This is a genomic window from Asticcacaulis biprosthecium C19, assembly GCF_000204015.1.
Taxonomy (GTDB): Bacteria; Pseudomonadota; Alphaproteobacteria; order Caulobacterales; family Caulobacteraceae; genus Asticcacaulis; species Asticcacaulis biprosthecius.
The window spans coordinates 1-4,175 of the sequence record NZ_GL883081.1; the positions used below are offsets into that span (position 1 = coordinate 1).

4 protein-coding genes are annotated in these 4,175 nt (G+C 58.7%); all 4 read right to left on the bottom strand.

Features of this window, described 5'->3' with window-relative positions; genetic code table 11:
* Positions 1-99: 99 nt before the first annotated feature.
* The 4 genes from fusA to ABI_RS22075 all read right to left on the bottom strand — a co-directional run bounded on the left by fusA (position 100) and on the right by ABI_RS22075 (position 4,058).
* Entirely contained in the window at positions 100-2,178 is a 2,079-nt protein-coding gene (gene fusA, locus ABI_RS22060) for an elongation factor G (RefSeq protein WP_040309973.1), read from the bottom strand.
* Between the two features lie 235 nt (positions 2,179-2,413).
* The gene (gene rpsG, locus ABI_RS22065) at positions 2,414-2,887 is read right to left on the bottom strand and encodes a 30S ribosomal protein S7 (RefSeq protein WP_006275290.1); all 474 of its coding nucleotides are present in this window, start codon (positions 2,885-2,887) and stop codon (positions 2,414-2,416) included.
* A 12-nt stretch (positions 2,888-2,899) separates the two neighbouring features.
* Positions 2,900-3,271 carry a 30S ribosomal protein S12 gene (rpsL, locus tag ABI_RS22070; RefSeq protein WP_006275291.1) on the bottom strand — a complete coding sequence of 124 codons (372 nt, stop codon included), beginning with the start codon at positions 3,269-3,271 and terminating at the stop codon, positions 2,900-2,902.
* A 253-nt stretch (positions 3,272-3,524) separates the two neighbouring features.
* Positions 3,525-4,058, bottom strand: coding sequence for a hypothetical protein (locus ABI_RS22075; protein WP_006275292.1), 534 nt, complete (start codon positions 4,056-4,058; stop codon positions 3,525-3,527).
* Between the last annotated feature and the right edge of the window lie 117 nt (positions 4,059-4,175).

A 4,175-nucleotide genomic window follows, 5' to 3' on the forward strand; every position in this document is an offset into this window, starting at 1 on the left:
TTTCACAAATCCCGCTGGTAGCGGGCCTTCATTTGCTAGGGTTGATCTTTGTAAGGTTGCGGCCCGTAGCACAGTCCGTGCTACGGGCCAAGAGGGTTTTTAGGCGTACTTCTTGATCACTTCGTCAGCGACGTGCTGCGGCACGGGCTCGTAGTGGTCATAGGTCATGGAGAACTGGGCGCGACCTTGCGACATACCGCGCAGGGTGTTCACATAACCGAACATGTTGGCCAGCGGCACGAAGGCATCGACGACGATGGCGTTGCCGCGCATGTCTTGCCCCTGGATCATACCACGACGGCCGTTCAGATCGCCGATGACCGAACCCAGGTACTCTTCCGGGGTCACGACTTCGACCTTCATGATCGGTTCCAGCAGACGCGGACCGGCCTTGTCGCGCAGTTCCTTGAACGCTGCGCGCGCGGCGATTTCGAAGGCCAGGACCGAGGAGTCGACATCGTGGTAGGCGCCATCGGTCAGGGTGACCTTGAAGTCGATCAGCGGGAAGCCGGCCAGCAGGCCGTTTTCCTTGGACGTTTCGAAGCCCTTGACGACGCCCGGGATGTATTCCTTGGGCACGTTACCGCCAACGATGGCCGATTCAAACACGAAGCCGGAGCCGGGCTCGCCGGGCTCGACCGTCACCTTGATGCGGGCGAACTGGCCGGTACCACCGGTCTGCTTCTTGTGGGTGTAGTCGATGTCAGCCTTGCGGGTGATCGATTCGCGATAGGCAACCTGCGGCGCGCCGATATTGGCTTCGACCTTGTAGGTCCGCTTCAGGATGTCGATCTTGATGTCGAGGTGCAGTTCGCCCATGCCCTTCAGGATCGTCTGGCCCGACTCGTGGTCGGTCGAAACGGTGAAGGACGGATCTTCGGACGCCAGCTTGGCCAGGGCAACGCCCAGCTTTTCCTGGTCGGCCTTCGACTTGGGCTCGACGGCGATTTCGATAACCGGCGCAGGGAACTCCATGCGTTCCAGAATGACAGGCGACTTCATCGGGTCGCACAGGGTGTCACCGGTACGGGTGTCCTTGAGGCCGGCCAGGGCGACGATGTCGCCGGCATAGGCTTCCTTGATATCCTGACGGTCGTTAGAGTGCATAAGCAGCATGCGGCCGACGCGCTCTTTCTTTTCGCGCGTCGTGTTCAGCAGGCCCATGCCGGTTTCCAGCTTGCCCGAGTACAGACGGCAGAAGGTCAGCGAGCCGACGAACGGGTCGTCCATGATCTTGAAGGCCAGCATGGCCAGCGGCTCTTCGTCCGAAGCCTTGCGGACGACGTCTTCTTCGGTCTTGTAGTCGATGCCATGGGTCGGCGGAACGTCCGACGGCGACGGCAGGTAGTCGACGACGGCGTCGAGCAGGGTTTGAACGCCCTTGTTCTTGAAGGCCGAACCGCACAGGATCGGATAGAAGGCAGCGTTCAGAACGGCCTTACGGATGCACTTCTTCAGCACTTCTTCCGACGGCTCGGTGCCTTCGAGATAGGCTTCCATGGCTTCGTCGTCGAGTTCGACGGAATTGTCGATCAGATACTGGCGGGCTTCGAGGGCCTTGTCGAGCAGGTCGGCCGGGATTTCTTCGTCACGGTAGTTGGCGCCCAGGGCATCGTTGTCCCAGACAACGGCCTTCATGCGGACCAGGTCAACCAGGCCCGACAGGGTGTTTTCGGAACCGATCGGGAACTGGATCGGCACAGCCTTGGCGCCGAGACGGTCGCGGATCGACTGGACCGACTTATCGAAGTCGGCGCCGATCTTGTCCATCTTGTTGACGAACACGATGCGCGGCACCTTGTACTTGTCAGCCTGGCGCCAGACGGTTTCGGTCTGCGGCTCGACACCGGCATTGCCGTCAAGAACAGCGACCGCGCCGTCGAGGACGCGCAGGTTGCGTTCGACTTCGATGGTGAAGTCGACGTGGCCCGGGGTGTCGATGATGTTCAGACGCTTGCCCAGCCAGAAGGTCGTGGTGGCAGCGGAGGTAATGGTGATACCGCGTTCCTGCTCCTGCTCCATCCAGTCCATGGTGGCGGCGCCGTCGTGGACTTCGCCGATCTTGTGGCTCTTGCCCGTGTAATACAGGATGCGCTCGGTGGTCGTGGTCTTGCCGGCGTCGATGTGCGCCATGATACCGAAGTTACGATAGTCTTCGATCTTATGTGTGCGGGGCATGGGAGTAGCCTCAGGATAAAAAGATGGTTGCCCTAACGCTTCGCTGCTTTAGGGCTTGTTTCCTTGCCCTAACGCTTCGCTGCTTCAGGGCTTGTTTCCTTGCCCTAACGCTTCGCTGCTTCAGGGCACTGTTTCAGGTGCAAAGTCGCGGGCGGTTTAACTCAAACCGCCCGCGCCTCAAAGCAAAATTTTCGCGCTTGCAAAAACGTTGGAATTACTAACGCCAAGCCTTCTCTTACCAACGATAGTGCGAGAATGCGCGGTTGGCTTCAGCCATCTTGTGCGTGTCTTCACGCTTCTTGACGGCGGTGCCGCGATTGTTGGCGGCGTCCAGCAGTTCGCCGGCCAGCTTTTCGGTCATGGTGTTTTCACCGCGCTTGCGAGCAGCGTTGACCAGCCAGCGGATGGCCAGGGCGCGACGGCGGTCAGGACGGACTTCGACGGGGACCTGGTAGGTCGCACCACCGACGCGGCGCGAACGCACTTCGATCGACGGCGAGACATTGTCCAGGGCGGCGTGGAAGGTTTCCAGCGCGGTGGCATCTTTCTTCTTGGCAATCAGGATGTCGAAAGCACCATAGATGATGTTTTCGGCAACGGCTTTTTTGCCTTCGTACATGACGTAGTTCATGAACTTGGTGACGACCAGATCACCGAACTTGGGGTCCGGCAGGACGTCGCGCTTCTCTGCGCGGTGACGACGTGACATATGATCTGTTCCTTACTTAGGACGCTTCGCGCCGTAGTGCGAACGGCGTTGCTTACGGTTCTTGACGCCTTGCGTGTCGAGCACGCCGCGCAGGATGTGATAACGGACGCCCGGAAGGTCCTTGACGCGGCCGCCGCGGATCAGGACCACGGAGTGTTCCTGCAGGTTGTGGCCTTCACCGGGGATGTAGCACACGGCTTCGATCTGCGAGGTCAGACGGACCTTGGCGACCTTACGCAGAGCCGAGTTCGGCTTCTTCGGCGTGGTGGTGTAGACGCGGGTGCAGACGCCGCGGCGCTGCGGGCAGCCCTTCAGGGCCGGCACCTTGTTGCGCTTGGGCTTCGGCTGGCGAGGCTTGCGAATAAGCTGGTTGACTGTGGGCATTAAATCTCGTGCCTTGATTTAGGAAGCCTGTGCCGTTTGGCCGGAGGACTTCGGTTGCGGTTTTACCGTTTCTGAGGGTCCGACCATCACTGCAGTGTTTTGAAAAACACAAAAGCCGCAACCTGCGCTATGGAGGTTACGGCGGGGACACAGCCCCTGCATAGGATGGATCGGGAGAGCTTCTGAGGGCCGCCTCGAAAATGATGGCCGGGCTATAGAGGACAAGCCATACCCCGTCAAGCGTTAATCGGAATCAGGAGTTCAGGTATTCTTTGAAGTGATCTGAATGTTTCTGCCGAAAGTCTTCATAGACCTTAAGCCACTCCGCCATGGGCAGAAAGCGTTCTCCCCATTCCTCGTACGAAATATCGTCTTCAACGATGTAGACGATCCAACCATCGACAAGTTTGGAAAGCCGCCGCATTTCGAGCACCTGCTCGTCAGTCACAACTGTGCCCCGGAATATCCGACTGTTGCCAGGTTCGGAGATCATCGCCCAAAGCCGATACTCGTTGTGATTGATCCAGCCGGCGAATATGGCCTCTTCACTTATATCGCTCATCAACTCGTAAAGTCTGCGTTGATCTTCCGTCAGCCGCATAGCCTGCTGAGCACGTCGAACCTCCCCTTCAGCAAGTATGCTTTCAGCCGTCACGTCAGCAAATTCGCCATCGTCTAATTCCTTGGCACTGATGGCCAGGAGTTCGTGCAGATAGTTATGAGGCGATGTTCCGCCGTCAGCCCCTTCCCCGCCTTGCCTCGGCGTAAATGTTTTCTCGTCAGACATTCCGACCTCCGAAAGGAAGGGTATCCTCGCCCCTATATTTGTCAAACCCAGAGTGCATGCCTCGCCCCAGTCCTTTCTGGGTCACGACTACAGAACCAGCCATACTCCTTATCTCTA

Coding starts and splice junctions, on each gene's coding strand:
- fusA (WP_040309973.1), bottom strand. CDS start 2,178: ATGCCCCGCACACATAAGATCGAAGACTATCGTAACTTCGGTATCATG.
- rpsG (WP_006275290.1), bottom strand. CDS start 2,887: ATGTCACGTCGTCACCGCGCAGAGAAGCGCGACGTCCTGCCGGACCCC.
- rpsL (WP_006275291.1), bottom strand. CDS start 3,271: ATGCCCACAGTCAACCAGCTTATTCGCAAGCCTCGCCAGCCGAAGCCC.
- ABI_RS22075 (WP_006275292.1), bottom strand. CDS start 4,058: ATGTCTGACGAGAAAACATTTACGCCGAGGCAAGGCGGGGAAGGGGCT.